Annotated in this window: 25 protein-coding genes; 15 read left to right on the top strand and 10 right to left on the bottom strand. The window is 49.2% G+C overall.

What is annotated here, in order from left to right; all coding sequences use genetic code 11:
- Window positions 1-80: 80 nt before the first annotated feature.
- The 5 genes from ACN6MW_RS01905 to ACN6MW_RS01885 all read right to left on the bottom strand — a co-directional run bounded on the left by ACN6MW_RS01905 (window position 81) and on the right by ACN6MW_RS01885 (window position 6417).
- Window positions 81-1301 (bottom strand): glucose-1-phosphate adenylyltransferase, encoded by a 1221-nt coding sequence (locus tag ACN6MW_RS01905; RefSeq protein WP_419873970.1) that lies wholly within the window; start codon window positions 1299-1301, stop codon window positions 81-83.
- Between the two features lie 206 nt (window positions 1302-1507).
- On the bottom strand, window positions 1508-3253 hold the full coding sequence (locus tag ACN6MW_RS01900; protein WP_419873969.1) for an alpha-glycosidase: 1746 nt from the start codon (window positions 3251-3253) through the stop codon (window positions 1508-1510).
- 50 nt (window positions 3254-3303) lie between these two features.
- A complete protein-coding gene (locus tag ACN6MW_RS01895) occupies window positions 3304-4110 on the bottom strand; it encodes an SDR family oxidoreductase (protein ID WP_419873968.1) in 807 nt (268 codons plus the stop codon).
- Window positions 4111-4274: 164 nt separating this feature from the next.
- Entirely contained in the window at window positions 4275-5915 is a 1641-nt protein-coding gene (locus tag ACN6MW_RS01890) for an MDR family MFS transporter (protein ID WP_419873967.1), read from the bottom strand.
- Between the two features lie 46 nt (window positions 5916-5961).
- Complete coding sequence (locus ACN6MW_RS01885) at window positions 5962-6417, bottom strand: MarR family winged helix-turn-helix transcriptional regulator (RefSeq protein ID WP_419873966.1); 456 nt, start codon at window positions 6415-6417, stop codon at window positions 5962-5964.
- 280 nt (window positions 6418-6697) lie between these two features.
- Between ACN6MW_RS01885 and racE the strand changes: the two genes are divergently transcribed.
- The 8 genes from racE to ACN6MW_RS01845 all read left to right on the top strand — a co-directional run bounded on the left by racE (window position 6698) and on the right by ACN6MW_RS01845 (window position 11955).
- Entirely contained in the window at window positions 6698-7507 is an 810-nt protein-coding gene (gene racE, locus ACN6MW_RS01880) for a glutamate racemase (protein WP_419873965.1), read from the top strand.
- A gap of 131 nt (window positions 7508-7638) precedes the next feature.
- The gene (locus ACN6MW_RS01875; RefSeq protein ID WP_419873964.1) at window positions 7639-8523 is read left to right on the top strand and encodes a M14 family metallopeptidase; all 885 of its coding nucleotides are present in this window, start codon (window positions 7639-7641) and stop codon (window positions 8521-8523) included.
- Window positions 8524-8611: 88 nt separating this feature from the next.
- Entirely contained in the window at window positions 8612-8851 is a 240-nt protein-coding gene (locus ACN6MW_RS01870; protein WP_364149421.1) for a hypothetical protein, read from the top strand.
- A 44-nt stretch (window positions 8852-8895) separates the two neighbouring features.
- The gene (locus ACN6MW_RS01865) at window positions 8896-9198 is read left to right on the top strand and encodes an iron-sulfur cluster assembly accessory protein (RefSeq protein WP_308997436.1); all 303 of its coding nucleotides are present in this window, start codon (window positions 8896-8898) and stop codon (window positions 9196-9198) included.
- A gap of 37 nt (window positions 9199-9235) precedes the next feature.
- Window positions 9236-9463 (top strand): DUF1450 domain-containing protein, encoded by a 228-nt coding sequence (locus tag ACN6MW_RS01860; protein ID WP_419876246.1) that lies wholly within the window; start codon window positions 9236-9238, stop codon window positions 9461-9463.
- A gap of 91 nt (window positions 9464-9554) precedes the next feature.
- Window positions 9555-10169, top strand: a complete 615-nt coding sequence (locus tag ACN6MW_RS01855; RefSeq protein WP_419873963.1) for a DUF3990 domain-containing protein — start codon at window positions 9555-9557, stop codon at window positions 10167-10169.
- A complete protein-coding gene (locus tag ACN6MW_RS01850; RefSeq protein WP_419873962.1) occupies window positions 10132-10431 on the top strand; it encodes a hypothetical protein in 300 nt (99 codons plus the stop codon). The genes ACN6MW_RS01855 and ACN6MW_RS01850 overlap by 38 nt, the downstream gene beginning before the upstream one ends.
- 84 nt (window positions 10432-10515) lie before the next feature.
- Window positions 10516-11955, top strand: a complete 1440-nt coding sequence (locus tag ACN6MW_RS01845) for a PDZ domain-containing protein (protein WP_419873961.1) — start codon at window positions 10516-10518, stop codon at window positions 11953-11955.
- Window positions 11956-12032: 77 nt separating this feature from the next.
- Here the strand turns inward: ACN6MW_RS01845 and ACN6MW_RS01840 are convergent, their stop codons facing one another.
- Together ACN6MW_RS01840 and ACN6MW_RS01835 are read right to left on the bottom strand one after the other, a co-directional pair.
- Entirely contained in the window at window positions 12033-14066 is a 2034-nt protein-coding gene (locus tag ACN6MW_RS01840) for an LTA synthase family protein (protein WP_419873960.1), read from the bottom strand.
- Window positions 14067-14090: 24 nt separating this feature from the next.
- Window positions 14091-15236, bottom strand: coding sequence for a THUMP domain-containing class I SAM-dependent RNA methyltransferase (locus ACN6MW_RS01835; protein WP_364149411.1), 1146 nt, complete (start codon window positions 15234-15236; stop codon window positions 14091-14093).
- 146 nt (window positions 15237-15382) lie between these two features.
- Between ACN6MW_RS01835 and ACN6MW_RS01830 the strand changes: the two genes are divergently transcribed.
- Window positions 15383-16012 (top strand): O-methyltransferase, encoded by a 630-nt coding sequence (locus tag ACN6MW_RS01830; RefSeq protein WP_419873959.1) that lies wholly within the window; start codon window positions 15383-15385, stop codon window positions 16010-16012.
- A gap of 475 nt (window positions 16013-16487) precedes the next feature.
- Here ACN6MW_RS01830 and ACN6MW_RS01825 read toward each other — a convergent pair whose 3' ends face one another.
- Complete coding sequence (locus ACN6MW_RS01825; protein WP_419876245.1) at window positions 16488-17708, bottom strand: MFS transporter; 1221 nt, start codon at window positions 17706-17708, stop codon at window positions 16488-16490.
- Between the two features lie 407 nt (window positions 17709-18115).
- Here ACN6MW_RS01825 and ACN6MW_RS01820 point away from each other — a divergent pair, with 407 nt between their 5' ends.
- From ACN6MW_RS01820 to ACN6MW_RS01800, 5 genes are all read left to right on the top strand, one after another.
- Window positions 18116-19783, top strand: a complete 1668-nt coding sequence (locus ACN6MW_RS01820; RefSeq protein WP_419873958.1) for a GspE/PulE family protein — start codon at window positions 18116-18118, stop codon at window positions 19781-19783.
- 23 nt (window positions 19784-19806) lie between these two features.
- Window positions 19807-20853, top strand: coding sequence for a type IV pilus twitching motility protein PilT (locus tag ACN6MW_RS01815; RefSeq protein ID WP_419873957.1), 1047 nt, complete (start codon window positions 19807-19809; stop codon window positions 20851-20853).
- Between the two features lie 33 nt (window positions 20854-20886).
- Window positions 20887-22098 carry a type II secretion system F family protein gene (locus ACN6MW_RS01810; RefSeq protein ID WP_419873956.1) on the top strand — a complete coding sequence of 404 codons (1212 nt, stop codon included), beginning with the start codon at window positions 20887-20889 and terminating at the stop codon, window positions 22096-22098.
- Window positions 22099-22341: 243 nt separating this feature from the next.
- Window positions 22342-22698 (top strand): prepilin-type N-terminal cleavage/methylation domain-containing protein, encoded by a 357-nt coding sequence (locus ACN6MW_RS01805; protein ID WP_419873955.1) that lies wholly within the window; start codon window positions 22342-22344, stop codon window positions 22696-22698.
- 77 nt (window positions 22699-22775) lie between these two features.
- Complete coding sequence (locus ACN6MW_RS01800; RefSeq protein WP_419873954.1) at window positions 22776-23549, top strand: prepilin peptidase; 774 nt, start codon at window positions 22776-22778, stop codon at window positions 23547-23549.
- On the opposite strand, the gene ACN6MW_RS01795 is transcribed toward ACN6MW_RS01800, so the two are convergent.
- The gene (locus tag ACN6MW_RS01795; protein WP_419873953.1) at window positions 23546-24055 is read right to left on the bottom strand and encodes a PulJ/GspJ family protein; all 510 of its coding nucleotides are present in this window, start codon (window positions 24053-24055) and stop codon (window positions 23546-23548) included. The two genes, ACN6MW_RS01800 and ACN6MW_RS01795, sit on opposite strands and share 4 nt — an antisense overlap.
- A 17-nt stretch (window positions 24056-24072) precedes the next feature.
- Window positions 24073-24528 carry a type IV pilus modification PilV family protein gene (locus ACN6MW_RS01790; protein WP_419873952.1) on the bottom strand — a complete coding sequence of 152 codons (456 nt, stop codon included), beginning with the start codon at window positions 24526-24528 and terminating at the stop codon, window positions 24073-24075.
- Between the two features lie 73 nt (window positions 24529-24601).
- Here ACN6MW_RS01790 and ACN6MW_RS01785 point away from each other — a divergent pair, with 73 nt between their 5' ends.
- The gene (locus ACN6MW_RS01785) at window positions 24602-26557 is read left to right on the top strand and encodes a hypothetical protein (RefSeq protein WP_419873951.1); all 1956 of its coding nucleotides are present in this window, start codon (window positions 24602-24604) and stop codon (window positions 26555-26557) included.
- The last annotated feature ends 26 nt before the right edge of the window (window positions 26558-26583 follow it).

Raw genomic sequence — 26583 nt, 5'->3', positions numbered from 1 at the left:
GCTAAATGAGGTGCTAAAAAACAAGGCAATCCGCGCGGAGCCAATGCTTCAGCGGATTGCCTTGTTTAATATTAAGCTGTTTATCCGAGAATATTGCTGTGAACCCGATTTGGCGAAGAGCTCAGCAAAGTAGCCATCGGCTCCATTTGGTAATCCTTTAAGGCCGATGCTGCCGCGGTAATCGCTTCACCCGGGCCAACCACCGATATCTCATCGTTTAGTTTTCCGATAAACGCACCGTCATGAATGACCGCACCCTCACCGATAATCGCACGGTGAATGGTAACGTTTCTTCCGATTCTGGCACCTGGCATGATGATGCTCTCGTAAATCTCGCTGTCGGCGCCAATCGTTACGCCTGTGCAAATGACAGAACGCGTGACATCTGCCTCAACCGCGCATGCCGGATGAAGAATGGAATCCGTAACCGTAGCTTTCTGGCTCAAATAAGGTTTTTCCATGGTGTTATGTACACCGGCTTGCGCCTTCCAGTCATGGCTGTCCAGCTTCAGCTCGCCGTCCAAAAGGTCCATGTTTGCTTCCCATAAGCTGTCGATCGTACCGACATCGCGCCAGTAGCCCTCATAAGGATAAGCGACCATATTGGCGTTGGAGGAAAGAATAGCAGGAATAACATCTTTGCCAAAATCATGGTTGGAATCGGGGTTTGCGGCATCCTCCAAAAGATATTTTTTCAGCTCCGCCCAGCGGAACAAATAAATGCCCATGGAAGCTAAATTACTATTTGGCTCAACAGGCTTCTCATGGAACGAGCTGACCCGGAACTGCTCATCCGTTTTGAGGATGCCAAAACGGCTTGCTTCCCGCCAAGGAACTTGTTTGACCGCAATAGTTACGGCTGCGCTGCGGTTTTTATGGAATTCGAGCATTGGCTTATAATCCATTTCGTAAATATGGTCGCCTGAGAGTATGAGCACATGCTCGGGATTATGCCGGTCAATATAATCCATGTTCTGGTAAATGGCATCTGCGGTACCTGCATAGCCGTCCGCGCATTTGCGCGAGGAGGGCAGAATGGAAACACCGTTTGGCGTGTTTTTCGCCTCTTCTTCGTGTTTATCTGTCAATACATATTTATGGACGCTATCGGCACAGTACTGCGTGAGTACGCCAATGGTTTTAATATTTGAATTTGCACAGTTATTCAATGGGAAATCGATCATTCGATAGCGATCACCGAAGGGGATGATGGGCTTGGCGGCATTACTCGTCAGCGGCGCTAATCGGCGTCCTTCTCCACCTGCTAATAACATGGCAATACATTCTGTAGGACTATTCAATTCAATTTCCCCCTGTCTGGTATGTGTGGTTATTTTGCTGCGTTCTGTTATTGAATCATTAACCTTCAAAAACGAGTTTGAAACTGATAATTAAAAAAAGGTGGAGCGCGCGAGCTAATTTCTTCCAATAAGTTAGGATGTAGAAGAAACAAACAGAAAAAAGGCCCATACCTTGTCAATATGACAAGGTATGGGCCTTTATGCATCTATATGTTCCGATATAGGATTCTGAAGTCAAGCGGTGCAAGCTCGATTTGAAGCTGTTCATCGATGGTATGGACCTCATCGTTCGTAAGGGCATCATGCCAATCGTCAGTGTTCATAGGATGTTTGAGCGTAACCGTGTCCTCCGTGTTGTTCATCCAAATGGTAAAATGCTGCTTGCCGTTTAACCGTTCGAAGAGCAGCGTACCGCTCTCGTTATCTGCCTGCAGGAAGCGGAATCGTCCGTCACGCAGGACGGCATGCTCTTTGCGAAGGGAGATTAGAAGCTGATAGAAGTCAAACAGCTCACGGTCCTGCTTATCGGTATCCCACTCCATGCATTTACGGCAGTCCGGATCATTGCCGCCGTCTATGCCAATCTCATCCCCGTAGTAAATGCAGGGAATGCCCATCGAGGTTAGCATGAATACAATGGCAAGCTTCAAACGATCCTTATTGCCGCCGAATCTTGTTCCCGCACGCGGGATGTCATGGCTCGATAGGAGATTAAATAAGGCCTCATTCGTTTGCTGCGGATAGCGCATAAGCAGCCGGTTGATTTGGTCGGCGAAAGTCGAAGCAGCGCTGTCGACGGAGTTGAAAAAATCAGTCACCTCATTGGTGAAAGGATAATTCATGGCGGAATCAAATTCATCCCCATGCAGCCAGTTTAGGGAGTTGCCCCATACTTCGCCGATAATAAAGGCATCGGGTTTTTCGGTTTTGACGGCCGTTCGGAAATCGCGCCAGAAAGCGTGGTCGATTTCATTGGCGACATCGAGTCTCCAGCCGTCGATATCGGCTTCCCTCATCCAGTACACCGCGATGTCGAGCAAGTACTGCTTCACCTCGGGATGGGCGGTATTCAGCTTAGGCATATTGCCGTAAAAGCCAAAGGTCGCATAGTTCGGGATGCCATCCTTCACTTCGACGGGGAAGCTGCTGAGATGGAACCAATCCTTGTAACGGGAGTTTTCTCCGTTTTGAATGACGTCCTGGAAGGGAGGGAATTGCTCGCTCGTATGATTAAAGACAGCGTCCAGCACGACACGTATGCCAAGCTCATGGCAAGCCTTTACGAGTTTTTTGAGCAGCTGGGCATCACCGAACTGCGGATCGATTTGCTTGTAATCGATCGTGTCGTATTTGTGGTTAGACGGTGCCGTGAAGAGAGGCGTCATATAAATCGCATTGATGCCCAAATCGGTTAAATGCTTTAGATTATCGATGATACCCTGCAGATCACCGCCGAAATGGTCTTCGCCGCCCGGCGTTTCGCCCCAAGGGCGTATGCCTTCCGGATCGTTGTCCGTGTCTCCATTGGCGAAGCGGTCTGGCATAATCTGATAGAAGATAGCGGACTTTGCCCATTCAGGCGCGTCAAACAAATCAACGGCATGAATAAAAGGGACTTCAAAGTAGCCGCCCGGCGGGGTCGGCTGCTCCTCAAAGATCCCATTTTCGATCAGCCATAAGGTTTCATCTCCGCTGCTGACGCGAAAACCGTAAGAAAAACGCCGAAACTCCGGCTTAATGACAGCTTCCCAGTAATCATATAAGGAATCTGCCGCTATTTTTTCCATTTGGATATCGATCGAATGTTTTTCCCAGTCGTATTTGTCTCCAGTGACGGCCACGGCTTCTTCAACGTCGTCTCTTTTGGTGCGGAGCCTGAGATGGAAGGTATCGCAATCATAGGCATAGGCCCATTTTAAATCGGATGAGTGATGCAGGCATTCTTTGAACATTGGCTCCCGCTCCTTTTTCTATTTGGAATTGCATATTCAAAATAACGGCATTATCCCCGCAGCAAGGACTCCGCGCCGTCGATGTATACGGTTGTGCCTGAAATGTGACTGGAATCCTCGGAGGCAAGGAACAAAGCCAGCTTAGCAACCTGCGAGGCGCTGCCAGGCCCGTCCTCAAGCGGATGATCCCCCTCAGGGAATTCCACGGGGATCGTTACGCGATCCAACTCAGGCGTTCGTTCGGTGTTCTCCTCGATATTGGTTTCGATCGCTCCGGGGCAGATGACGTTTACGCGAATTTTGTACTGGGCAAGCTCAAGCGCAGCCATTTTGGCAAATGCGACCTGACCGGCTTTCGTACTGCTGTATGCGCTGAAGCCAATATTAGAGAAGACGCGATTCCCGTTGATAGAGCTTGTAATCAAAATGCTGCCGCCTTTGTCCTTTAATAACGGGATCGCATGTTTCACGGTGAGGAAGGTGCCGCTCAAATTGACCTGCAGCGTTGTATTCCAATCATCGAAATCCATCAATTCAATCGGCGTCAAGACGCCGTTAATGCCGGCATTGGCATATACGATATCGAGTCGGCCGAACCGGTCCCTAATCTGCCGATAGGCGTTCGCAAGCTGAATTTCATTGGAAATATCCGTCTCGATAGATAAGCATTCGACGTTATACTTATGTACTTTGCGGCAAACGTCTTCCATGGCTTCTTCCTTTACATCCAGAAGGACTAAATCAGCGCCCTCCTTGGCAAATTTCAGCGCAGTTGCTTTGCCGATTCCGGAGCCTGCACCTGTAATCAGCGCTATTTTACCTTGTAAACGTCCATTCGGCTTTTTCTTTTCCGTCATCAAATCGTCCTCCTTATTCATACTTGTCCCTATGCTGAGTTTACTAGTTTCTACTTTTATGTACCCGAAACGGAGCTAACTAAACAGCCTGCGCGCAGCCAAAAGAAAAAGGACCGCGATACTGCTTTAGGCAGCCATTCGCGGTCCCGTTTAAGAAAAAGAAATTAAATGTGGTTTAATTGCGGCTCCGAGCTTTCGGAAGTTTTATCTGCCTTCACCGGCTGAATGAGCTTTACGTTTTTAAGCAGAAGCGTAAGCGCCGTTCCGATCAGTATGAATGCAAGGCCGACCCAAAACACGGTATGCAGCGAATCGATCAGCGTCGATTTTACGACAGGCACCATTTTGTCGGTCAGATCCTTCGGAAATTGCGCAAGCACTTTCGGATCAAGCAGCGTCGAATAAATCGCCTGCGGATTCGAAGCAACGGTAGCCGAGGTTTGGTCTGCGAATGTCTTCGCTTCTTCGGGCAGCTCACCGAGCAGCGGGACAAGGCGTTCCTTCAAGTGGCTGCTCGACTGCATATTCATGACAGCGCCGAGCAAGGTCATTCCGAAAGTGCCGCCGATTTGACGGAAGAAAGTGCTGGATGACGTTACGACGCCAAGCTGCGACTTCGGATACGATTCTTGAAGCACGAGCGTAAGCAGAGGCATAACGAGACCGATCCCGATGCCGAGCACGACCATAAACGAAGAGGCAGCAAGCTTAGCTGTCGTGGCATCCAGCGTAGTCAGCAGGAAGAATGCGGCAGCAACGATGACCATGCCGATGGCAAGCTGCAAGCGAACGCCGATTTTGTATACGACTTGGCCGCCGATTACGCTGAAAATCATCATCGAAATCATCATAGGCATCATGACCGTTCCGGATTCGGACGCCGAAATGCCGACGATCCATTGCATGAAGAGAGGCACGAACATAATGGCGCCGAACATGCCTAGGCTCATAAAGAAGCCAATTCCGTTAATCACCGTAAAGGTTCTGTCTTTAAATAGTTTAACCGGCAAAATAGGCTCTTCCGTCGTGGACTCGATGCGCACGAACCACGCGAGCGAGAGGACGGATAATACGAATAAGCCGATGATTTGCCAGGATACCCAGTCGAATTCGCTGCCGCCGAGCGATAAGCCGAGCAATAGGCTGACAACGCCGACCACCATGGTAAAAATACCGGGCCAGTCGAATTTGACGCGGCCTTCCGCTTTTTTGCCGCTAAGGGAAATAGCGATTAAAATCGCTGCAAGGATACCGACGGGCAGGTTGATGTAAAACACCCAGCGCCAATTCCATGCGTCAACGATCCAGCCCCCGACCTGCGGTCCAAGCACCGAGGAGAGGCCGAACACCGCCGCGAAAACGCCCTGCCATTTGGCGCGCTGCTTGCCTGTAAACAAGTCGCCGATGATGATCATGGCCATAGGCATCATAATTCCGCCGCCAAGACCTTGAATCGCCCGGAAAATAATAAGCTGTTCAATGTTGCCTGCCACGCCGCAAAGCGCGGAGCCGATAATAAAAATGATAATTCCGCTAACGTAAACGAGCTTGCGTCCCAATAAATCAGCGAGTTTGCCGGCAATAGGCACAATCGTGGTCGAAGTTAGCATGTAGGCCGTGGTGAGCCAAGCCATCAGCTCCAATCCGCCCATTTCCCTAATGATCGTTGGCATTGCCGTACCGACGATGGTGCCGTCCAGCGCCGCGAACAGCATGGCGATGAGCAAGCCGATGATCAGTAAGCCGCGTTTATTTCCGGCATCTGCCGAAACGGGCGGAGCTTCTTTTTGTTTTGTATTTTCCATTTGTGAATATCTCCTGTTCGATGTTGTAGTCAGTCATCCGCGGCCGTTAATCGTCGTCCTTCGAAAGCTCGGCTGCGATTTTCTCGAATGTTTGCACGAATTGAAGCATTTCCGCTGGTTCCATCTCCCGCAGATGATGCTTCAGCAAAGCTTGAACATCGCCTTTTATGCGCAGCAGCGCTTCGCTGCCTTTGTCCGTGCATTGCACGAGTACGACGCGCCGGTCCTTGGAGTCGTGGATGCGTTCCGCATAGCCGTTATTGACAAGCCGGTCAAGCATTACGGTAATCGCACTCGGCTTGACACCCATTTTGTCGGCTAAGCGGGAGACGGTAATGTTCCGTTCGTTTGAAATAATGCTCAAAATAAAGCATTGGGGAGCGGTCAAGTCATTGTCCAGCTTCTGCGAAATGAGTGTTCCGATCTTGCGGTGGGTTGCCGTCATGGCTCTGTGGAATCGTTCTACGATAAGCTCGGAAGACTGGTCTGACCCCGGATCCATTTTGTTTCACCTCTTTATCGTTTCATCAATAAATATTTAAATCATTTAAATATTAAGTGATATACATTTAAGTTGTCAACAGGAAAATGGAGAAGGCAGGAGCCCGTCTTTTGGGAGCTTGTATTGCTCGCTTAATCCGCAATAAGAAGCGGTTTTTTGACATGCCGCGCCGTTGAACCTTGTCCAATTATGCGATAAGATGTAGGTACGTTTTTGTGCCTGTATTCATATGCTATTTTGTCTGGATTTATTATATTTTGTTTAAGAAAGCGGTGTGTTTGTGCAGCAACCGATTGCGATACTAGATTCAGGCGTTGGCGGCCTCACCGTTGCCAAGGAAGTCATGCGCCAACTGCCGCGAGAAAAAATACTGTATTTTGGAGACACGGCCCGGACGCCTTATGGTCCTCGGTCTTCAGAAGAAATTATTCGTTTTACAAGAGAAATTGTCGATTATTTAATACAGTTTAATCCGAAAATGATAGTTATAGCATGCAATACCGCCACAGCCGCAGGTCTTGAAGATATCCGCTCCAGAGTCACGGTACCCGTAGTCGGCGTCATTAACCCCGGAGCAAGAGCTGCAATCGGGCTGACGGTTACGGGCTGTGTCGGCGTTATCGGCACGGAAGGCACCATAAAGAGCGGAGCCTATGAGCAGGCTTTGAGAGAGCTCTCGCCTAATGTAAAGGTTATCAGCGAAGCCTGCCCGCGGTTTGTCCCGTTAGTAGAGAAAGGGAATTTCCGCTCCCTCGAAACCTATGAAACGGTGCGAAGCTCGATTGGCCATTTGCGAGGTTTCCCGATGGATACGCTTATACTCGGCTGCACGCATTATCCGTTTTTGGCGGAAACGATTTCCGAGGTCATGGGTCAGCGGGTCAATCTGATCAGCTCGGCAGACGAGACGGCACGCGAAATTAGTGGCATTCTGTATAAGAACGGGAAGCTCTCGCGGGTAGATCAACTGCCTGTGCATCAGTTTTTTTGCAGCGGCGATCCGCAAATGTTCCAAAAGATTACGCAGCAGTGGCTGGGCAAGCAAATCGAGCTGACGCCGGTTGTATGGCAAATACCGAATATCGTTTAAGTCCTCCGAAAGAATAAATAGAAGCTGAGCCTGCTGAGGCCCGGCTTCTTTTTTTGTCGGTTGCTACATAGGACAGGTCGGGAAGCGCATAACATGAAGGGAACAAATTGATCGAGCTGGAGGCGATTGCCATGTACTCCGTACAAAGCTACGGTTATCCCGATTTGCTGGAGGGCGTCAGACAGCTATCGGGCAGATACCCCTTTCTGTCGGCACATGTCATTGGAGAGAGCGTGATGGGCAAGCCCCTGCTGGCGCTGCGCTGCGGCAGCGGTTCGCGCCTTGTTCACATGAATGGCGCTTTTCACGCGAATGAATGGATTACGTCTGCTTTGTTGATGCGTTTTGTAGCGGACTTATCGGCAGCGTATTGCAACGGCGAGCAGATCGGCGGCCAGCACGCGAACGAGCTATGCAGGGATGTAACCTTATGGATCGTACCAATGGTTAATCCTGACGGGGTAGAGCTTGCGCAGCATGGCCTGCCGGCTTCGCATCCCTATCACCGGCAGCTGACCGAATGGAATGGAGGCTCCGACAAGTTCGGCAGCTGGAAAGCGAATATTCGCGGCGTGGATCTGAATGATCAATTTCCCGCGTTTTGGCATGAGGAATGCAAGCGCAGGGGAATGGAAGGGCCCGGACCGCGCGATTATCCCGGACCTTATCCGCTCAGTGAGCCGGAGGCGATGGCCATGGCTCGTTTTACGGAAAGGATGGGCTTCCATACCGTTATGGCGCTTCATACGCAGGGAAGGGAAATCTATTGGAACTACCGTGATTACGAGCCTGCTGAGTCGGAACAGCTTGCCAAAAGATTGGCGAGGGTAAGCGGGTACGAGGCGGTGAAGCTGACGGGCAGCGACGCGGGGTACAAGGATTGGTACATTCAAAGGTTTCGCAGGCCCGGATTTACCGTGGAGGCAGGTTTCGGCGAAAATCCTTTGCCGATGAGCAATTTTGATAATATTTACATGGAGCTTCAGCCGCTGCTGCTAGAGATGCTTCGTCTTTAGCGGCCTTCGGCCGTTTACCCACGAGGAGGCAAACGGCGCGCGCATATGCTATAATAATCGGAAAAGCTCAGCAAAGGTGGGATTTCTGATGCGTAAATTGCTGTCGCTGCGCCACTGGCGCCGGACGTTTGTCCGTATTTTTCAGCTGCTTCGGTCAAAGAATGTTTCACTGCTGGACAAGCTGATCTTTTCCGTGCCTGTTTTCCTCTATTGGGTACTGCCTGACGTGCTCCCGCTGCCGTTTCTGCCGGTTGACGATATCGCGGTTACGATGCTGCTTGCAGAATGGTTTGCCCGTAGAATGGAGACCAAGTATAATATAAAATAATAAATATTGCCGCAAGGCTAACGATAAGAGGAGCTGGATCATTCATGAATTGCAGAATTTCAAAAAACGCCGCAAAGGTATTGCAAGTCGAGCTGGACAAGCCGGAGAACGAAGGAAAGCTGCTGCGCATTTACGTGACGCATTCGCACGGCGACCATGCGCATTACGGCATGGGGATCGATGAGCCGACGGACAAAGACGTAGTCGTATCGACGGATAAGGGCATCGACGTTATTTTGGAGAAAGACAATGCTTTCTTAGACGGCGTACGCATCGATTATTTCTACGTGCCTGAAGAAGGTTTTGCCGTAACGAATCCAACCAAGGGCAACCACGGCGATCATTAGGATTCATACGTACCCGGTTGAAATAGGAAGATGAATGATGGCTAACGACATACGCGTTTGTGACAAATGCAAGCACATGAAGATGAAATCGATTGTGCCCAAGCTGCAAAAGCTAGTGCCTGACGCGGAAATCCGCGTGGGCTGCAAATCCTACTGCGGGCCATGCGCCCGCTACGCATTTATTTTTATTAATGGCCGATACATTAAGGCGATAACCGAGGATGAGGCCATTGAGAAGGTCATTCCTTACATCAAGAAAAAATGACACAGACAACAAGACCCTGCGAGAGTTTATTTTTCGCGGGGTTTTTGTATAGTTGTAAGCCTATAGGAATAGCAACGGAAGGAGCACGAGGGTGGACATAACGACGCCGCAGCTGTTATATCATGGAACAACGAGCGATACGGTGCAATCATTTTGGAGAAAGCTGCTAAATTCGCCATACTGGCGTCCGGGGAAAGATTTTGGAGAAGGCTTCTATACGACGATTTCGGTCGAGCAGGCGCGGAAGTGGTCGCATAAAGCAGCGAAGGAGTCATGGGACGGAGGAAAACCCTGCGTGCTTGTCGTAGAGCTTACTTCTGTGCCCGATCGGGTAGAGCCGCTGCTTTTCCTTTCCGATTCGCCTGCGTGGGCATCCTTTATTTATGCTCATCGCAAGGCAACCGTGAAGGGAGAAGATCCCTGCGAGACGCATCCAGACATTATAATCGGACCGATGGCGGACAATGACACTGGAAAAATCGTACATAAAGCAGTACAATTAAAGAAAGATGAGCATTGGTTTTATGAACAGATCACGGTATCGCGCAAAGGCAGGAAGCTGGATTCGCTGAGGCTCGGCAATCAAGTCGTATTTTGCTCCGAACGTTGGGAAGCGCATTTAAAGCTTGTCGGCTACCATATTTATACGGGAAGCAGGTGGATGTATCATGAAGGTGAAAGCACAGATCAGGTTAAGCTTGTATGAGCGCGGGATTGTGGAAGCGCTGGCCAGCGGACACGGTTACACGGCGGCTGATGCGAGAGCATTGGTGGTAGAGTATATCGAGGTCGTACGCAGGCTTGGAGGCTACGACAATTGCGGTGAATATGCGCAGCTGCTCGATCGCGCGCGCCGGATGAATCATCCTCCGTCGCAGTGGCTTGAGCGCATCCAAGGCATAGAGAAGGGCGAACTGAGGGATCGGGGCATCGAATCGGAAGAACGCCAATATTTGCAAACGAAGTAAGACCCGCGACCCTGCTCGTCGGGTTTTTTGTTTGTTTAGCGGCTTATGCCTATACGGGGCTTAGGGAACATAGGAGGAAGAAAAATGCGGAAGCCGGCCTTTTTTTATATTTTCGGAATAGCTGCAGCGTTTGCTTGCTTAGTTGCGTCAGAGCTTATATGGCTGCCGGCGCCGCTTAAGACGGACAGCGGGATGCAGTGGATTGAAATGATTGATAGGTTGTTTTATTTGCTTGCTATCGTGCCGCTTTGCTGGGCAGCGGGCGCTTTGCTGGGGATATGGCAGCAGCGAAAAAGGAAGGGCTTAGCGTTCGCGATGCAGATTTTGAGACTGGCAGCGGCCGGTCTCTGCATCGTTGGAGCGGGATATGTGCTGCTCGTGCCGGAGAAGCTTGTTCAGCTGCTTCTTATTATTGGGGCCGCCGTTCCGTTTGTCTATGCCGATCTGCTTCTGAGCGAAGGAATCGAGCGGAAGCGGGCGGCGAGGTTGATGATCGAACAAAAGGGGAAATTACCTGCAAGCAAGAGAAGGCTTGTCCCGCATTGGCTGCCAAGGCGCGGAGCCGTTGTCTTATTGGTTACGGCGCTATTGCTCTTCGCTTTGCTTTTTCCTACCGGCTATCAGGTGACGTATCCAGGCATGACGCTTAACATGAACCGTTACGCGCATGTGGAGGGAGGCCAGCAAGGCGGCACGATCAATGGCGTGCTTGTATTTGACAGGCCCGCAGTGCCCGCAGATTGGCTGTATGCAAGCTTGCTGCCCATGTACAGCTTCGAGAAGATTCCGGAGGATGAGCCGCCGCTCATTGAAACGTATGCGCAGGTCGTCCTCATGAAGACGGATGCGAACAGCTTGGCAGCGGCTGTGGCGATGAAAAAGGCCGGCATTGGGAGCGGCATCACAGCGGACGGTGTCAGGGTAGTGGCAGTCGTAAAAGACAGTCCCGCCGATCAGCAGCTTCAGGCAGGCGATATCATCGATAAGCTGGATGGACAAGCTGTACGAACGGTTAGTGACATGACCGCTTATATGGAGAAGTCGGTTAAGCCCGGAGCAACCGTTGCTCTTACCCTAAGAAGAGCGGGCAAGGTAACACAGGCCAATGTTGCGACGAGAGCCTCGGCCGATTCCCCTGAGCGTCCGGTATTCGGCATTTCCGTGCAAACGGAGCTGCAACTGGATACGCCAAGGAATATGGATTACAAGCGGTTTATGGCGCATATCGGCGGCCCGTCGCACGGTGCTATGCTGACGCTTGCCATTATTGACCAATTGACGCCCGGCGGTGTGACGTATGGCAATCAGGTTGCGGGGACAGGGACGATTGAGGCGGATGGATCCATTGGACTTATCGGGGGGATCAAGCAAAAGGCCTATGCGATCAGCCGCACGGATGCAGACGTGTTTTTTGTTCCGGCAGCATTGGAGGAGGAAGCCCGCAGCGGCGCGCCGGAGCTGAACATCGTCCCCGTCAAGACGATTGACGAGGTGCTGGCTTGGCTTGCGCAGCATAAAAAATAGTATTCGTTTGTATATCGAAAAAGCTCTCTATGCCATAGGCTAGAGAGCTTTTTTTAGTTATTTGAAGCAGGGGCCAGCTAACGGGCTGCGGTTTCTGTGTCATTGCCGCCGCGTGCCTCGGTAGCCGATTGCTCCTTGAAGTCTTCGATAAGGTTATTCATCACGATTTGGTCGGACATGTTCAGCTCGGTCCGTGAACTATCAATCGCACCGATGCAGGCATTCATATCCGTAACCGTATTGCTTGGGATGTTCCAGCAGGCTCCGTTCTCTACGATGCCATCGGTAGAAGGGATGTAATAAACGGTTCCGTCCGTGAAAGCGCCGTTTCGGAGCACAACCTTTTTGCCGGCAAGCGGCTTTTCAGTAAGAAGCGGCGTTCCAATCAAGTGCTGATTGGCCGTTGATATCCCGAGAAGATGCATGACCGTAGGCGTTACATCAAGCTGTCCGCCAACATTAGCGTAGGTTCCGGCATGCTCGCTTCTCGGCAAATGCACGAGCAAAGGGACCTGCCTGAGCATCATTTGGCGCTCAACGTCGTTCAATGGCTTGCCAAGGAATGTTTCCAGCAGGGACCAATCCTTGATCGAGTTGTCGTGATCGCCGTACATGACCAGAATGGTATTGTCCCAGAGGCCTTCGGCTTTCATGCGATCAACCAGCTCGCCAAGCGCGGCGTCCACATAATGAATGGACTGGAGGTAATCGCCCATGATCGTGCCGTTCAGCTCGCCTAAGCTAAGGCTTTTCTCCTTGGCTGGCATCGTGAAGGGGTAATGGCTCGACAAGGTGATGAGAAACGAATAGAAAGGCTGTTTTTGTTCGGAAATAACATCTAACGACTGTCTGAAGAAGGATTTGTCGCCAAGCGCCCAGCCGATCTTTTCATCCAGCGTAAAATGCTTTAGGCTGTAAAACTGGTCATACTTCATATTGTTATACATCGTGTTCCGATTCCAAAAGCCGCCCTCATAGGCGTGGAAGACGGATGTTCCATAATCGTTTGCCTTCAAGGTGCTGGACATGCAGTCGAACTCGTTCGGTGCGTATTGGATAAACACGGAACCGTTGGAGACGGGCTGCATGGAACAGTTTGCCGTAAAGTCGGCATCCGAGGTTCTTCCTTGGGCAGTCTGATGGTAGAACTCGCTGAAATAAGCACTCTGCCCGATCAGATCATTCAAATGCGGCGTAATCTCCTGACCGCCAATCGTTTGATGGATCATAAAGTTTTGAAAGGCCTCGAGCTGCACCATCAATACGTTGCTTCCTGCATAGGCGCCATACAGCGGGTCTAACTCAAGAGCGCCGCGCACTTCGCCGCGCGCTTCAATCCAGTTTTTGGCTTCCAGAGCTTGCGCGGCTGTAACGGTCTCTGCATCAAGCCAGTTTTGCTTCACGTACCGGTAAATATCATAGCCGTGAAAGCCTAATGCGCCCGTTACGTTGTAAATCGAAAGGTTCCACCAATTGCCTTCAAAAATACCTTGTCCCCAGGTTCGCTTAGCTTCGTTCACATTCGTGAACACCATCGAGGTGCCGATTCCGAAAATAACGGCGCTTAGCACAACACGGACAGCCGTCTTTTGCCATATGGCGGGCTTCCTGCGGAATTCGTTCGCGCGTCGAAGCTCGCTTCGTCCATGCCGCAGCAAGTAGATTGCAAACGGAACAATAATCATCCAATCCAGGAACAAAATAAAATCCTTCGCGCGGAGAAGCGTGCCGATGCTTTCCCCTAAGGAATCTACTTGGCTAAACTGCAGCAACACCGGGATCGAGATTAAATCTTGAAAGTAGCGGTAGTAAATGATATCGGCATACAAAACTAGCGTTGCAATCACATTCAGAATGATTAGAGAAATGATTCGCCCGCGCACGGGCAGCCAAATCGTCCAAAAGCTGAATAACAGAACGGCTCCAAGTTCAATGATCGCATCCGTACGTGTCATTTTCATATTCGCGACATGAAGGATTTCCGAAAACAAATACAGCTTGGCCACCATGACGGCAACAAACAGCAGCAAGTCAATAACCTTGAACCGTTCAAGCCCTAGCAGAAGCATGCCCATGCTGCGGCGTACCGGTTTTTGATCATTCCATAACATTTGTAAAATATCCTCCCTATGCACTTACAAGCGATTTCCGCGAGGAGGAAGTGGCCCGAAAAATTGCAGGTAATTACATTCGATACGGCCGTTGAACAGCTTGCGTTTCTTGTCGGCGTTGCGGCCGAAATAATGCTCAATGGAAGTCGAAGGGCTAATCGAGAAATAGGACCATGTTGGGTAATGGAGCGCAGTCAAGCCAAACTGACGCATGGCAGCTTCGGCTTGCTCGTCATCCCCCAGACGCTCCCCGTAAGGCGGATTCGTAATAATAACACCGTAATCGCCTTGCAGCTTTACCTTGGCAACAGGCTGGACAGTTAGCTTTATTTCTTTGCCGAAGCCGGCTTTCTTAATGGCTGCCTCTGCGATTTCGATAGCTCCAGGGTCTATATCGGAACCGGCAATTTGCAGCGGAATGTCATCCTTCACCAAATCAAACGCTTCATCGCGCGCCTCATCCCACAGCTCATTCGGGATCAGCGGCCAGCCTTCGCTGTTAAAGCTGCGACGGAGCCCTGGCGCAATATTCCAACCAATCATCGCTGCTTCAATTAGAATCGTGCCGGAGCCGCAAAAAGGATCATAAAGCGGACGTTCGGGACGCCAGCGGCTTAGCTGAACGAGAGCAGCGGCAAGCGTTTCGCGGATTGGCGCTTCGGTAGCCACTTTGCGGTAACCGCGCTTATGCAGGCCGTCGCCTGTCGTGTCCAGCGTTAGCATGGCGCGGTCATTCATGAGCGTGACTTCGATGACGTAGCGGCCGCCGTCCTCGGGAAACCACTCGGTGCCGTAACGCTCCGACATTTTATCGACGACTGCTTTCTTGACAATGCTCTGACAGGCTGGAACGCTGGTCAGCTGTGATTTTTGCGAGCGTCCGTTAACGGGAAATTCGCCGTCATTCGGTATCCATGTCGGCCAATCGAGCGCTTTCGTGCCCTCGAACAGCTCATCAAAGGTCGTGGCAGGGAATTCTCCCATCTTTATTAATATTCTGCCTGCGGTGCGCAGCCAAAGATTGGTGCGGCAAATATCGATAGGCCCGCCCGTGAAATTAACGCGGCCGTTTTCCACCTGAAGCTCGGTATAGCCTAAATCCTTCAGCTCGCGTGCGACAACTGCTTCAAGCCCCATCGGCGCGGTTGCGATTAGCTGTAACTTTTCCATTTTACACACTCTTTTCATTCATTCTTTGCGTTTATAGGTAATGCTTCAAAAGCCTAGGCTTGTAACCCCGTAAACAAAAACATACAATCAAGTATAGGACAAACTAGCTTGTTTTTACAAATTGTAAAATTGGAGAGAACAGAATTATGTTACTAAATGAACAATATGTGGATTCCCTTTATGGAATTGATGCGGATCTTGAGCGTGTAAAAGCGGGCATAGCGGCGAACGGAATGCCGGATATTTCGGTCGCGGACGGTTATGGCAGGCTGCTTACCATGCTCGTATCGCTGAGGAAAGCACAAAGTATCGTAGAGATTGGCGCACTGGGCGGCTATAGCGGAATTTGCCTGGCACGCGGTCTGCAGGAGGGCGGCAAGCTGGTATCGCTTGAGCTGCTGCAAAACTATGCGGACCTGGCGAAGGAGCATATGGAAGCAGCCGGATTGGGCGATAAAGTAGAATATATGGTTGGCGATGCGAAACAAAGCTTGGCGGAGCTGTTATCGGCGAGGCGGAAATTTGATTTCTTTTTCATCGATGCAGACAAAGAAGGCTATCCGGTCTATCTCGATTACGCGATTGCGCTGGCAAACCCGGGCGCTGTTATCGTAGGAGACAACATTCTGCTGCGGGGAAGAACGACCAACCCTGCTAAGGAGGGGCCGTCCGTTCAAGCGGTGCGCTCCTTTAATGAAACGATTGCCACGGACGAACGTCTGCAGAGCACGGTGCTGCCGGGCTACGATGGACTGGCAATCGCTATCGTGAAATAAACCTGAATACGATGAGCCCGCTCGGCAATAGCTGAACGGGCTCATCGTATTTTTGGGAGTATTGATCGTTATAAGGGTGTGTGTGCAATCGGCGTGTGCGGGAAGTCGAGAGAGGCTGTAAGCACATATATGCGCTTACAGAGCTAGAGTAGCGTTTTTTGGTGATCTGTAGGCACGTATATACGCTTACAGAGTGAAATCGGCATGTGTGAAAGGGCGAAAGGATTCTTTAAGTACGTATGTGTTCTTACAGCGCTAGAGTAGCATGAATTTCTGTTCTATAAGCACCAATGTGCGCTTACATAGCGGTATCAAGGTTTCAACCTATGGCAAGATGGGATGACGGCTGGGCTTTTAATATCGATACGCTATCTGTCAGCCAATAAGGTGATGCGTTATCACAAGGTTGGTAAAAAAATAACGTGCAGGAGCACATAATCTCCTGCACGTTATTCAAGTTGCGTTATCAACGTGATCAGCCGTTCTTGCCTGGCTGCGGCATCGACCGTTTGCGAAGCAGTGACTGCCAAACCCAACCCGCGTTTATCATGAGCATAACCGCGGATAGAAGGAACAAGCCTTGAATGCCGATCCAGCCGGAGAGGGCGCCACCCGTTATCGGGCCGATCATGTTGCCCAGGCTCATCGTGCTGGTATTGAAGCTGTAGGAACGGCTCTCCATACCGTCCGGAGTGTATTTTCGGATAAGGGAGTTTACGGCTGGAATAAGCCCCCCAAGGAAAATCCCAAGCACAAAGCGAGCAATGAGCAGCTGCCATACCGTTCCTGCCAACGCCTGCGGTATAAAGGCCAAAGAAGCTCCGACAAGCGCTACTCCAAGTACGCGCTCCGCGCCAATGCGGTCGCTGAGCTTCCCGAGAAGCGGCGAGGCGACAAGATTGGAAAGCCCCGTTACGGAGCCAACGAAGCCGGCGTAGAAGGCAAGGTTAGCCGTTGTACCGTGCAGCTCTTGAACATAAAGCGGAATAAGCGTCATCGGGCTCATCATTGCGAATTGGATGAGGAAGGTAACGGCAAATAACGCGGTAAGCTGAGGAATCCCGCTGAGCTTGCGAAAGCCTTCGATGACGGATGCTTGCACGCGCGCAGCTGCCTTCATGCGGTCAAACGGTTCTTTAACGACAAATAACGCAAGCAGGGAAGCAGCGAACAACAAAGCTCCCGTCAAATAAAAGATCGGCCGGAAACCGATGGTATCCGCCAGTAAGCCGCCGATAAAAGGCCCGAGTATCGTTCCGGCAATTCCGCCGGATTGAATCGTTCCCATTGCGAAGCCCATCCGGTTTTTTGGCGTTGTAGCCGAAATCAAAGCGATCGAAGCAGGGTTGAACCCGGAAATCGTTCCGTTAACCATCCGAAGGAGCAGCAAATGCCAGGGGTTTGTCGCAAAGCCCATCAACACCATCACGATCGACATCCCGAAACCCGAGCGAAGCAGCATCATTTTACGACCGTAACGATCAGCCATTTTGCCCCAGATCGGTTGGAAAATAAATGACGTCACGAAGTTACCGGCAAAAATAATGCCTGCCCATACGCCGATCTCATGCTTATCGGTCAAACCCAAATCAAATTGCAAATAGAGGGACAAGAACGGAATGATCATCGTCATTCCAGCCATAACGAGAAACTGTCCGAACCACAACACGATCAAATTTTTCTTCCATTGTTCCATATGCAAATTATAACATATCCGATCAGTCGAATGCCTCACGCTTAAACTGAAATAACATGAACGCTCGAGTCAAGATCATTTCTACATATTTATTTTAAATTTAATGAAGAACCTATGAAAAACAGAAAATTTTCAGTTCATTTTCAGTAAAATTGTAGTAGAATAAAAGTGAGTTTCGACATAAAACAGCAAAATATTTTGTTACCAAATGATAGTCCTAGTTCTTATCACCTATTTTTATGAAAAACAATTTTTTTATAGGTAAATATGATTATATATAAGTTTTGTAAATAGGATAAAAGTCATTGTTGTTTCCTTCCGGAATTGATTTAATTAAAGTGAGTTGAACAGCATTAAGTTTATTATTTTACATTATTTTCAAATTTATCGATAGATGGTGATGGATTATGTCAGGTACCCGCAAGCGAATAGGTGATTTGCTGGTCGAGTCCGGCGTAATTACCGATGAACAGCTCCAGCAGGCATTAGTTCTACAAAGGGAATTGAAGACACGGCTAGGCGATGTGTTAATTTCCAAAGGCTTCATTACACAACAGCAATTTATCGAGGCCCTGGAGTTCCAACTCGGAATTCCCCATGTGCAAATCTACCGTCAAAAGATAGATCCGAAAATTATTCAGCTTATCTCTCAAAAGCTGGCTGATCAGCACTGCGTGATGCCGATTCGAATGGAAGGCAATAAGCTTATTTTAGCCATGGCAGACCCGCTTGATTATTTTGCAATCGATGAAATCAGAATCGCCACAGGTCTTAGGGTCGAACCGGTCATTGCCTCAAAGGACGAGCTCTTGCGGGCGATCAACCGATATTATGGATTGCAGGACACGATTGAGCAGATCAGCCAGAACCTGCAATTGAAGGATATTGACGAGGATCACGCTATCCAGGATGAGGATTCGCCTGTAGTGAAAACCGTGAACCAGATCATTGTTCAAGCCGTTCAACTCGGAGCTAGCGATATACATATGGACCCGCAGGACGGCAGCTTTAGAATACGTTACCGGGTGGACGGGGTTATGCGGACTGAACGGACGTTGCCGCCTAATATGCATGGCATTATCGTAGCCCGCATCAAAATCATGGCGAATTTGAATGTTGCCGAGCGCCGACTGCCGCAGGATGGACGGGTAGAGCTCGATATCGATTACCGCAAGGTTGATGTTCGGGTATCGACGCTCCCGACCATTCATGGCGAGAAGGTTGTTATTCGGGTATTGGATCTTGGTAACTCGCTGGCAGATATATCAAAGTTGGCGTTATCCGGCCATAATGAAGCTTTATTTCGCAAAAGCATTGAAATGGCGTATGGCGTTGTCCTTATTACTGGTCCAACTGGTAGCGGTAAATCAACGACACTATATTCTGCGCTTGCCCACTTAAACAAAGACGACGTCAATATTATTACCGTCGAGGATCCCGTCGAATATCAGCTCGAGGGCGTTAACCAGGTGCAGGTAAATCCGCAATCGGGACTGACGTTCGCTAGAGGTTTAAGAGCTATTTTGCGGCAAGATCCGAATATCGTCATGCTTGGTGAAATTCGTGATTCGGAGACAGCGGAAATTTCAGTTAGGGCAGCGATGACCGGACATCTCGTATTAAGCACGCTGCATACGAATAACGCGGTCAATTCGATAACAAGGCTGATTGATATGGGCGTAGAGCCTTTTCTAATCTCGTCTGCCGTCAATTGTATCGTAGCCCAGCGCCTGGTCAGACGTATTTGCAAGCACTGCAAACAAAAGTACACGCCGATCGATAAAGAATTGGAGCTGATTGCGGCGCAGGGAATCCACGCGGACCATCTGTATAAGGGCGCTGGCTGCGGCGAATGCGGCCGAACCGGCTACAAGGGAAGACTGGCGATCCATGAAGTGCTGCTAATTGACAATGAAATGCGGGCGTTGATTATTTCAAAGCGCTCCGATAACGAGTATTACGAACATGCGTTAAAGCATGGGATGGTCCCGATTTTAGTGGACGGATTAACGAAAGCGGTCGAAGGCCACACAACGGTGACCGAAGTGTTCCGTGTCCTCGGACAGGGCGAATAAACAGGAACCGTATAGCGAGGAGGATGCTGTTCATGCAGGCGGAGGAACTGCTTTACCTAGCTCATTCAAAACAAGCGTCCGATATCCATATTACGGTAAACTCGCCGATTGTTTTTCGGATCCACGGCGAGCTCGTTCCACTGGACAATACGCTGCTAAAGCCAAAGGATACGCTCGAGCTTGCCAAGCAGTTTATGACCGATGAGCATTATGCAGCGCTGCAGCAAAACGGTGACGTCGACTTTTCGTACGGCGTTGCGGGTCTGGCAAGATTTCGAATAAATGCTTATAGGCAGCGCGGAAGCATCGGTCTGGCGATACGGATTGTACCCGGACGCATTCCTTCGATGGAGGAGCTTCGGCTCCCTCGCATTGCGATGGATTTTGCCAAGAAGCCGCAAGGGTTACTGCTTGTGACCGGCCCGACGGGAAGCGGGAAGTCAACGACATTGGCATCGATTATCAATCACTTAAACCAAACGGAGAACGCCCATATCATAACGCTGGAGGATCCGATTGAGTTTATTTACGATCACAAAAAATCGATGGTCAACCAAAGAGAAATTGGGCTGGATACGCCATCCTTCTCCCATGGCTTGCGGGCAGCGCTGCGGCAGGATCCGGATATCGTACTCGTCGGGGAAATGCGGGATTTGGAGACCATCAGCACGGCGATAAGCGCGGCAGAGACCGGACATCTCGTATTTGCGACCTTACATACAGCGGATGCGCCGCAGACGATTGACCGTATTATCGATGTGTTTCCGCCGGCGATGCAATCACAAATCCGGATTCAACTGGCAGCCGTATTACTTGGCGTGATCTCGCAGCGTCTGCTTCCAATGCCAAGCGGCAAAGGACGGACAGCAGCCTTCGAGGTGCTGGTTAACACGCCGGCCGTAGCCAACCTAATTCGTTCGGAGAAGATTTACCAAATCCGTTCCGTCATGCAGACCGGGAAGGCGCAGGGTATGCAAACGATGGAATTCGCACTGCGGGAGCTGGTTCAGCAGGGGCTTGTCAAAATCGAGGATGCACGCGAAGCGTTATTCGGCTTTGGCGAGCTGTAGGATTTACAATCGAGTTTTAATGGAGTTGGTAAAATGCCCAAATACCGATACAAAGCCGTTACTTCCAGCGGCAAAAAATCAGTTGGCATTCAAGAAGCCCATTCGATGCAGCGCGCACGCGAGGCGCTCGTCGAAAAGGGTTTATGGGTAACAGATATTTTGGATACAAACGAAACGACGCTTTACAAGGACATTTCGTTTGGCGGCCCCCGTGTCAAAATGGATCATTTTACGGTATTTTGCCGACAGCTGGCAACCATGTACCGCGCGGGAGTTAGTTTAGTAGAGTCCGTACAGATTCTAAGCGAGCAGACTCCTAGTAAAACATTGTCCAAATTGCTTGTTACGATTGCCGAGGAAATGCGCGGAGGCAAACAGTTCTCCGAATCTGTTGCGGCATATCCTTCCGTGTTCACGACCGTATTTGTCAGCATGGTGCAAGCCGGAGAAGTTGCAGGAAACCTGGATATCATGCTTGATAGACTTGCCATTTTCTTCGAGAAGGAGCGCAATACGAGGGAAAAGGTTAAGTCAGCGATGGTTTATCCGGTAGTCATGCTTGTAATGATGATTCTTGTGGTCATTTTCATGATGCTCTTTGTCATTCCGCAATACGTCACCAGCTTTGCCGGGATGGGGATCGAGCTGCCTCTGCCTACCCGGATCGTCATGGCCGTCAGCGAGTTTATGCAAAGCTTCTGGTATCTCGTCATTGGTGCGATGTTTGTTCCGAGTCTGGTATGGAAGTTGATACGCCGTACAGCAGCTGGACGGCAAAAGCTTGATTACTTGCTGCTCAAAGTACCTGTATTCGGAACCTTATGGCATAAGCAGGCGATCGCCCGTTTCTCGCGCACCTTTAGCTCGCTTATCGCGGCAGCCATTCCGATTATGCAGGGCTTGTCCATCGTTTCGAATGTTGTTGGCAATGAAGCGATCGGCAAAGTAATCTCGGATATCCGTGAGAAGGTGCTTAGCGGCGAAGCGATGTCGGAGCCGCTTAAGCACTCGAAGCTGTTTCCGCCGATGGTCGTCCAAATGATCGCCATCGGCGAGCGATCCGGGGCTACTGAGGATATGCTTGATAAAGTAGCCGATTTCTATGAAGCGGACGTTGATCAGATGGCTGACCGTCTAAAGGCGCTGCTGGAGCCGCTGATGATCGTGTTGTTAACAGGCGTAGTCGGTGTAATTGTTATGGCGGTTATGATGCCTACATTTAAAATGATGCAGAGCTATTTGTAGTTCGGCATCCTCAAAATAGGTTCACAAAATCTGAGCATTGATGTACCCCATACTCAGAGCTGATTCAAAAAAGAGAATGGGTTAACTTTTTCGTTTGCCATAGTCTCCAAAAGGATAAATAGCTTTATGAGCAGCAACAGCAGCCATTAAAGAGGAATTGCAGCAATCTTGTTCTCTTAATGGTCCATATCATTGGTTTCACTAGTTTTATATAATTTCTCAAAATTGAGAGGAGAATGTTTTATGTTAATGGCATTGAAACGGAATCAAAAGGGTCTTACGCTTATCGAGTTGCTTGCAGTTCTAGTTATCGTGGGGATTATTGCAGCGATCGCTATTCCGGCTATTGGTGGGACGATTGCAAAATCCAAGTCCAAGGCAGATGCTTCCAGCCAACAACTGGTCCAAGAAGCTGCATTGCGATATATGGTTGATCATCAAGGTGATACACCAGCGGTTACAACAGTTACTCTTGCAACACTTGTAAATGACGGCTATCTAAATGCAACACCAACATTTAATGATGGAAAAAACAATGTTACGATTTCACCAGTTTTAAACAGTAATGGTAGTTGGACAATTACAGTAACAAGAGCGTGATTTTATTATAACCAAACATAGAAAGGCAACCCAACAGGGTTGCCTTTCTATAAATTTCCATGCAAGGACGGGATCACGTGACACCAATAGCTATTGCTGCTTTTGCGCTTCTGGGATTGCTTCTCAGCGGTATCCTTAGCGCAGCAGCTATCCGCTGGGATAGCCGGCTGCTGCCCGCATACCCGCCGACTTACGACCTGAATAACAAGCAAAAGCCGAAGCGGTATGCGATTATTCCTTTACTTTCGTTAATGCTGTCCAAGCTTACACGATCAAAGGGGAATCCAGCCGTCGTTTGGCGTTATGCGATAGGCGATCTCGTCACTACGTTATTGTTTGCGCATGCTGCGTTTATGCTGGGCTGGCAAGTAGAGCTGCTTGCCGTACTATTTTTTATAGGTATTCTCATCGTTATCGTTCAAACCGATCTTACCGATATGATTATTCCAAATAAAGTGGTGACGGTCGGTGTCATTGGCGCAATCCTTGTGCGATTGCTCGTACATCCGCTTCCGTTATTGAATTATGGTTTCGCTGCATTAGCCGGCAGCGGGGCTTTGCTGATTATTGGCATCTTAGGCAGTTGGCTGTTGAAGAAGGAGACGATGGGTGGCGGCGACATTAAGCTGTATGTGTTTATTGGCTTAATATTAGGAGTTAAGCTTACCTTGCTTAGTCTGTTTCTCGCCAGTTTATTTGGATTAATCGGAGGAATCGCATTAATTGCAGCAGGAGCCCATTCCAAGGGCAAAACAATACCGTTCGGACCCTATATAGCCGCTGGTGCTCTCGCAGCCTATTATTGGGGGAACGGTTTGATTGAATGGTATTTATCTTTACTCTCGTATTAGCTGTTTCGCTGCGTGGTATAGACGACGGTTGACGTTGTTTTGGTCAAATGGTTGGGAAGCTGCATGGTGAGCGTAATCTCGATCCGGCCGTCATTCACATCAAACAAAATAGCTTGAACGGTATCCGCATAGGTAAAGCTTGAGGAGGGCGAAGCAGCGAACGTGCCGCTAGCGTCTTTTGGGGTATAGGAGACGGTAAGAGATTTCGAAGCGCTGTTGTAAATATAATCGACAACCTCATCGTTGCCCGCACTGACAAGGCGAAGGTTGCTGGAGCTGCTTATTAAGGATGCCGGAGCATAGCCCTTGCGAACCGTTTTGACAACATGGCTCATAATATCGCGGGATTGCTGTAATGTCTGTTCTCTGGCTGACACCTGCTTCAGGCTCATGTTGGAATAGTTCAACATATAGATCAAGAAACCTAGAATGATGACCGAAAGTACGAGCACGCCGGTTACTTCGACGAGAGTTAGTCCTTTTTCGTTTTTGAGCCACTTATGCATGTCATCACCGCCAGTATTTATTTGAATTCCACATAAGCTTCTAACTCGAATTCCTTATTCGTAGATAAATCGATGCAGGTGACGGTTACTCTTCTGAACAGGCTATCTAAGTCAGAAACCAGGGTGTTTGTAAGCGAAACGGTACCCAAGGTAGTCGCATAGGATTGGATTCGCAGCTCATAACGCCGATTTCCTGAATTAGGATAATAGAGCGTTGCGGAAGAGCGGTCGCGAAGATTTTGAAGAGACAGGGCTTGTCCATATATTGTCGTTTGAAGTGTCGTAGATTTTAGCTTGCTTTTGATTTCTTCCATCACGTTGCGGGCTGCTACAACGGCATCATCCGTTCTCTCATTCGATTTCGTGTCGATAGAAGATTGCTGCAATATGTAGGTGATGCCTAAAATGGCGATGCCAAGCAAGACGATTGAGCCCATTACTTCGATCAATGTTAAACCCTTCTGATTACGCATCGGGCACCTCCATCATAGTAAAGTAGTCAGATTGATTTACTCCTAGAATAATATGTATAAGGAGGAAAAGGCAATGACAAAATCTAGACAGTCTGAAAAAGGCGGCACGTTAATGCTCGTTTTTGGATTTATCGTCATGCTTACTCTTGTTGTTGCACCGCTTGCTATGAGTACGAATATCGGTCTGCTGCAAGCCAAGACGAATGCCAATTCGGAGAAGTCGTTTACCGAGGCGCATTCGGGAATGACGGTGTTCGCTAGAATGTATGAGGATATGAAAGCATTTGATGAATCTGCCAATACGGAGTTAAACATTGAGCGGCTCGTGCAAGTCATAAACCAAATGGATGAATTGAACGTAAACGCTGAAGTTGTGCGGGACAGCGCAAATAAGCCGGTAGCGGTCACTTTTCAATCCGATCACGGCGTAGGTAATCAAGTAAGAGCAAGCACGCTCAAGTATTCGCTGACACCGCTATTTGTTCCTACGGCCCCGCCGGTTGTCATTGTGCCATCGCCATCGCCGACACCGACGCCGACACCAGGTCCGACGCCAACGCCAACAGCTCCAGTACCTGGTACAAGCAGTAAGGTTCTGCTCAAAAACAGCACGACTGCGCAAAACAATAAATTATTCGCGGCATGTTATATCCAGCCGGAAACGGGACAAACCCTGCCGTTGACGCATATTCTGAACAGTTTTACCGATCAGCAGTTTCAAGGCTGGTTCGGTGGAACGGCTGATTATTATATAAACAATTCGGCGGCCGCGATTGCAAATGCATTCCAAAATGTATTCACTGATAATCGCTTTAACGAGGCGGCAGCGCTTAGCAGCACGGTAACGGCAAGCGATGTGTCCAAATATCAAACGGGACCAGCGATTATCAATGCGGGTAACGTAAATATTGCCGGCTCATCGAGCACGAGAATCACGCAGGATATGGTCGTGAGCGTAGACAGCAATGGAAACTCCGTCGTCGCTAACGGAGATTTATATTTTAAAGATATTGTAGATGCCCAAATCCTGTTTAACGGAGACGTAAAAGTCGGCGGGAATTTACGCTTCCGGGAGCTCAATACCAACAAAAAAATTACGTTTAACCAAGATGTTATCGTAAAAGGGAATGTCGTTATCGGCGATGGCGGCACAAATGACACGATCGTTATTGAAGGCGACCTGATCGTAGGCGGTAACCTGACCGTAAAAAACACGCTTAAAAACATTACCGTGAAAGGCGATATTCTCGTTGCCGGGGATATCAATTATGACAATACGATACTGCAATGGCATGTGAACGGCGGAATGGTCGTAAAAGGAAATATAAAAGCAACAAACGGCATTGCAAGCTTCGATATCAAAAAGAGCGTAGCTGTAAAAGGCAGCATGGAGTTCCTGCATCCGATTGCCGAGTCAAGAAATAACGTTACGGGATTGTTTTCGATCGGGGGTTCCTTAAAAGTAAACGGATACCTGAAGTTCAGCAATACGGTTTACGGCTTCGTTATTGGCGGGGATGTTATCGTAAATAATGACTTTACTTTCACTGACGTAATAAAACAAAACTTTAACGTACAAGGATCCATTCTCGTAAAAGGCATTTTTCTATTTAAAAATACGATTCATGATTTTAATGTAAAAGGGAACGTTGTCGTTGAAGGGAACTTTACGGCTGAGAGCACACTGGAGAAAACGTTCAATATTAACGGTTCATTCGTCACCAAAGGAAGCATTGCTTTTCTAAATACGGTGAAATCAGACGTGACCATTAAAATCGGCGAAAACCTCATATCCAAAACCGATCTTAAGTTTGACAACTGGACACTTGTGGGCAGCCTCGATATCGGCAATATGCTGCTCGTGTTTAAGAATGCAACGTTCCATAATCTAACGAGTGATTGGAAGAAAAACAGGATGAAAGGTTTTTATGTAGGGGGAACGACCTCCTTTAATCCGCAATATGCGGAAAGCTGGTATACCAATGATCTTAATTCCGGAAACAAGCAAGAAAGCATTTGTATTAAATAATGGTTAAAAGGTACGCTGCCTTGAGG

The sequence above is a fragment of the Pristimantibacillus sp. PTI5 genome, assembly GCF_048572955.1.
Lineage (GTDB): Bacteria > Bacillota > Bacilli > Paenibacillales > Paenibacillaceae > Pristimantibacillus.
This window is presented reverse-complemented; position numbering and strand designations above follow the sequence as displayed.

What these genes read in the sequence shown, in the direction of transcription:
- ACN6MW_RS01900 (WP_419873969.1), bottom strand. Translation starts at nt 3,253, where the DNA reads ATGTTCAAAGAATGCCTGCATCACTCATCCGATTTAAAATGGGCCTAT.
- ACN6MW_RS01895 (WP_419873968.1), bottom strand. Translation starts at nt 4,110, where the DNA reads ATGACGGAAAAGAAAAAGCCGAATGGACGTTTACAAGGTAAAATAGCG.
- ACN6MW_RS01890 (WP_419873967.1), bottom strand. Translation starts at nt 5,915, where the DNA reads ATGGAAAATACAAAACAAAAAGAAGCTCCGCCCGTTTCGGCAGATGCC.
- ACN6MW_RS01885 (WP_419873966.1), bottom strand. Translation starts at nt 6,417, where the DNA reads ATGGATCCGGGGTCAGACCAGTCTTCCGAGCTTATCGTAGAACGATTC.
- ACN6MW_RS01875 (WP_419873964.1), top strand. Translation starts at nt 7,639, where the DNA reads ATGTACTCCGTACAAAGCTACGGTTATCCCGATTTGCTGGAGGGCGTC.
- ACN6MW_RS01870 (WP_364149421.1), top strand. Translation starts at nt 8,612, where the DNA reads ATGCGTAAATTGCTGTCGCTGCGCCACTGGCGCCGGACGTTTGTCCGT.
- ACN6MW_RS01865 (WP_308997436.1), top strand. Translation starts at nt 8,896, where the DNA reads ATGAATTGCAGAATTTCAAAAAACGCCGCAAAGGTATTGCAAGTCGAG.
- ACN6MW_RS01860 (WP_419876246.1), top strand. Translation starts at nt 9,236, where the DNA reads ATGGCTAACGACATACGCGTTTGTGACAAATGCAAGCACATGAAGATG.
- ACN6MW_RS01850 (WP_419873962.1), top strand. Translation starts at nt 10,132, where the DNA reads ATGAAGGTGAAAGCACAGATCAGGTTAAGCTTGTATGAGCGCGGGATT.
- ACN6MW_RS01845 (WP_419873961.1), top strand. Translation starts at nt 10,516, where the DNA reads ATGCGGAAGCCGGCCTTTTTTTATATTTTCGGAATAGCTGCAGCGTTT.
- ACN6MW_RS01840 (WP_419873960.1), bottom strand. Translation starts at nt 14,066, where the DNA reads ATGTTATGGAATGATCAAAAACCGGTACGCCGCAGCATGGGCATGCTT.
- ACN6MW_RS01835 (WP_364149411.1), bottom strand. Translation starts at nt 15,236, where the DNA reads ATGGAAAAGTTACAGCTAATCGCAACCGCGCCGATGGGGCTTGAAGCA.
- ACN6MW_RS01830 (WP_419873959.1), top strand. Translation starts at nt 15,383, where the DNA reads ATGTTACTAAATGAACAATATGTGGATTCCCTTTATGGAATTGATGCG.
- ACN6MW_RS01825 (WP_419876245.1), bottom strand. Translation starts at nt 17,708, where the DNA reads ATGGAACAATGGAAGAAAAATTTGATCGTGTTGTGGTTCGGACAGTTT.
- ACN6MW_RS01820 (WP_419873958.1), top strand. Translation starts at nt 18,116, where the DNA reads ATGTCAGGTACCCGCAAGCGAATAGGTGATTTGCTGGTCGAGTCCGGC.
- ACN6MW_RS01815 (WP_419873957.1), top strand. Translation starts at nt 19,807, where the DNA reads ATGCTGTTCATGCAGGCGGAGGAACTGCTTTACCTAGCTCATTCAAAA.
- ACN6MW_RS01810 (WP_419873956.1), top strand. Translation starts at nt 20,887, where the DNA reads ATGCCCAAATACCGATACAAAGCCGTTACTTCCAGCGGCAAAAAATCA.
- ACN6MW_RS01805 (WP_419873955.1), top strand. Translation starts at nt 22,342, where the DNA reads ATGTTAATGGCATTGAAACGGAATCAAAAGGGTCTTACGCTTATCGAG.
- ACN6MW_RS01795 (WP_419873953.1), bottom strand. Translation starts at nt 24,055, where the DNA reads ATGCATAAGTGGCTCAAAAACGAAAAAGGACTAACTCTCGTCGAAGTA.
- ACN6MW_RS01790 (WP_419873952.1), bottom strand. Translation starts at nt 24,528, where the DNA reads ATGCGTAATCAGAAGGGTTTAACATTGATCGAAGTAATGGGCTCAATC.
- ACN6MW_RS01785 (WP_419873951.1), top strand. Translation starts at nt 24,602, where the DNA reads ATGACAAAATCTAGACAGTCTGAAAAAGGCGGCACGTTAATGCTCGTT.